General features: G+C 54.0%; 2 protein-coding genes. Both read right to left on the bottom strand.

The genetic code is table 11. The features are described from left to right. Nucleotides 1-255: 255 nt before the first annotated feature. Nucleotides 256-2,766 (bottom strand): putative bifunctional diguanylate cyclase/phosphodiesterase, encoded by a 2,511-nt coding sequence (locus AC1DVH_RS27260; RefSeq protein ID WP_477756412.1) that lies wholly within the window; start codon nucleotides 2,764-2,766, stop codon nucleotides 256-258. 568 nt (nucleotides 2,767-3,334) lie between these two features. Continuing rightward, nucleotides 3,335-3,766, bottom strand: a complete 432-nt coding sequence (locus AC1DVH_RS27255) for a hypothetical protein (protein WP_477756411.1) — start codon at nucleotides 3,764-3,766, stop codon at nucleotides 3,335-3,337. Between the last annotated feature and the right edge of the window lie 182 nt (nucleotides 3,767-3,948).

Here is a 3,948-nt window from a genome sequence, read left to right as displayed (position 1 = left end):
GATGACCCGTCTGCTGGCGGCGAGTTTTGCGTCGACCGGCAAACCTTCCGCGCCCCTGACAAACTGGGGGCTAAATGAGATCGACGTTGTCGAACGGGAGATGGCCTGCTATTTGAATCCTGCTAATGAGGCGAGTGCCGCTTGACAGGTCGCCTCCGGCAGTTGCGGGTGCGAGCCACATTTGAGTCGACCTCTCATCGTCCGCATTGGGTTGAATCCACAGCCGAAAGCGGACGTTCCCAGGCACCTGCGAAGTTATGGCGATTTAGTCTTGGTCCGTGGGAAATCAGTGCTCGCCATTAATCTTTCGTGAACATACGCCTCAAATTGTTCGGCTGGCAGTGGCGGGGAAAACAGGAAGCCCTGGTAGGTCTGGCAGCCATGCTTGACCAGAAAGGTGCGCTGAGCTTCTGTCTCCACACCTTCTGCAATCACCGAAAGCCCCAATATCTGGCTCAGGCTCACAATCGCGCAGGCGATTGCGGCGTCGTTGGGATCAACCAGCACATCTCTGATGAAGGACTGGTCGATCTTGAGTTGATCCAGCGGAAGGCTCTTCAGGTATGACAGTGACGAGTAGCCGGTTCCGAAATCATCCAGCGAAAGGCCTATGCCGATCTCTTTCAACTCGATCATTTTGGCGACAGTACCTTCCATATCCTCTATCAGCAGGCCTTCGGTCAGTTCCAGTTTCAATTTCTTCGGATCGGCCCCCGTGTATCTCAGTACTTGCAGTACCTCCTCGACGAAGTCCGGATGGTGAAACTGGCGGGCGCTGACATTCACAGCCATACCCAGTCGGGCGGTTTCCGAATGCTTTGCCCAGGCAACCAGCTGAGTGCAGGCTGCCTGCAGCGCCCAACGGCCTAACGGCAGAATCAACCCCGTTTCCTCTGCCAATGGAATGAACTCGCCTGGAAACACGACTCCGCGCTCAGGATTCTGCCATCTCATCAGTGCCTCTGCGCCAATGATACGGCCCTCACTATTCACCTGCGGCTGGTAATGAAGAAGGAATTCGTTGTCCTGCAAGCCTTGGCGCAACTCTACTTCCAGTCTGGCGCGTGCCGTGGCAACCGCCTGCATTTCCGGATCGAAGAAGCGCATGGTATTGCGGCCCGCCGCCTTGGCGCGATACATCGCCAGGTCAGCGCGCTTCATAATATCGTCCACTGTGCTCAGCTGCCCCTGGAACAGCGCGATGCCGAGGCTGGGGGTGCTGTGGTGCTCATATCCATCCAACTGGTAGGAAATGTTCAGAGAGTTGAGAATCTTTTCGCCAATAGCCTTGGCCTGGATAGCTGCTTCTGGAGGATTCTCATTAAGGCCATCCAGCAGGACGACGAATTCGTCTCCGCCCAGGCGAGCCACGGTGTCGCTCTCGCGTATGCAGCCGCAAAGGCGCAGAGCAACTTGCTGCAGCAACATGTCGCCTCTGTCATGCCCCAGCGTGTCGTTCAGTGCCTTGAAGTTATCCAGGTCAATGAGAATTATCGCGTTCGTATGCAGGCTACGGGAGCTGCCCGCCAGCAGATGCTGTAACCGGTCCAACATGAGCCGCCTGTTGGGCAGCCCGGTCAACTGATCGTAGAAGGCCAAACGCTGGACCTCTTGCTCAGCGGTCTTACGGTGGGTGATGTCAGTATTGATCGACAGAACGGATTGCGGCTGGCCATCATCGTCTCGCACCAGGGTTCGATGACTTTCGAGCGTGATGGTGCAGCCATCCCGGCGTCGAAGTGTAACTTCGTCCGCCCGGTCACCCGTTTCTATCAGGCTGTTAGTGGCCGCATTGAAAGCGGCGCTACCCTGGTAGATCAACTCCTGTGCCGATTTGCCGAGTGCCTCTTCCTTTGACAGACCGTAGAGACGCTCGGCACTTTTGTTCCAGTACAGGATGCGGTTATCCATCCCGTGAACGACAATGGCGTCCTGGGCCTTGTCCAGCAGCGATGCTTGCTGGCGGGCCTGCTTCTCGCTTTCGCGCAGCACTGCCAGATAACCTTCCCGTTCGGCTGCTTGCGACTCCATTTCGCGCCTGATCTTGCCCCCGTAGATAACGGCCGCACTGACCATCAGTAGCACGAACACCATGATCGCGTATTCGACCCGGCGCAGTTCTTCGACCGACTCAAGCTCCTCCTCCAGGAGCTTGCTTTGAATCAGGCCAACGCGATCCCGCACGGTACTGAGTGAGGCGAGCAACAGGGCAAACTTCCTGTCCATCGTTGCCATGCGTTTGCCAGCATTATCCGACTGCCCCTCCCTGAAGTAGGAAAAGATCAGCAAGGCCTCGTTCACCATTTCGACCATCGCGGCATCAATTGCACCCACCTCATCCTTCAATGCAAGGGTAAAGGCTTGTATATCTGCATTGTGTTCAGCCTCATTGGCGATCCGTACTTCCAACTGTTTTTTGGCCATTGCCAAATGCTCGCTGAAGGCACGCAAGGCTTCATTCATGTTCCGCGATTCGGCTTCAACATCATGTGTATCGAACACATTATTGCCCGGCGCATTGACTTTGGAAGCCAGGCTGCCCAGCGTTGAATAGCTCGACAGCTGTTGGACCCACGACTGGTTTGCCGTGATGGAGCGGTGATAGGTATCGACGATCAGGTGATTCAATAGCACGCTCAGCACAACAACCAGCACGTCGAATCCCGCAAGAAAAAAGTACATGCGGTGCCATTTGGTCGAGCGCGGCTTATTTGAACGGGTGGGTATGGCTTGCTTTGCGGTGCTTTTATTCCTGAAAAAATCCATTTCACAATCTCCAAACATAATCCTTCTAAATTGACCAATAGAAGCGGTATTCGGAAACCAATCAACCTTTTGTGCCGACACCTGAACCTGAGAACACACCGCACGTAGCATTAGCCAAATTTTTTCTCTGCTCTGGATTCACGCTGGTTTTCGTGAGCGAAGCTCCCGAAACAAGCAATAGCTACCGAAGCTATACGTCTTAAGTGTCACGCCAACCAACTATTCGACACTAAGCAATGCATTTGGCGATGCTAATTTCATGGTGAAATTTTTTACTCTCGCAAGCAGTCTCTTAACATTTCGGCGATAAAACGAAATCATTTTCATTTGTTGTGTTTGACATCGTCGTTTCAGGTAACGATTCTCCTCGCTCTCCATTGTAGAACTGAACGTCGGCAATCACTTTTGCCAGATGTTCTGTTCCTTTCAATTTCCTCAGCCTCGTTCTGAGCCTCTGGCGAGCGTGCAGACCAAGGCCTGCATGTCTGGGGTGAACATATCCCCGTTTTCGCAGTGCCCAGCCGCACCGTAGCGAAAGTCGATTCGATCCTGAGTGATCCCGACAGATCTAGTCCAAACCCTGCGCCTGCAGGTGCAGGGTTTGCTCCATGTCTTCCCGAGTGTCGTTGCGGATTTGCGCCCCTGAACTGGATGCTTCACGCAGAATAGTCGGGTGACATAGGGCACGTTGCGGGTCATTTCCGCGCAGCCTGCCGGACTGCCTGATCAGTTTCGACAGCAGACCAAGCATAGCCGCTAATTTGCCATTATTCTGTTCGCCGACTGCTCCAGGTCGGTAGCAGCCCTTGATGGTCGGCAGCTTTCGGCCGATTCTGTTGAAAAAGTCGGTTCGCCCAAACAGCCTGCACATTGACTGGTTAAAACGCCTTTTTTGCACACTGCTACGTGAAATCCGAGTCCGGAAGCCTCTGTCGAAAGTAAAGATTTCAATCTCGGACGCATACTTTTCTGCTGCGCAAACCATGGCCGACTTTTTCAATAGAATCGGCCCGGAACGGACGTTTATAGATACGAGCACTTAACCCAGTGCCAGCTGAGATGCTTGTTCGCAACCAGGTTGGGTTCGCTGATGGGTTACGCTGCCGTTGGTCGGCGCCTTGCGCAGCAGTGCGATAGAAAACTATAGGAATAAACTCTCGTGCCGATATCAGTGAGGCAGCA

This window comes from Pseudomonas sp. P4_C3, assembly GCF_056402075.1.
The sequence above is the reverse complement of the archived record's forward strand: the minus strand, read 5'-3'. Positions and strand labels throughout refer to the sequence as shown.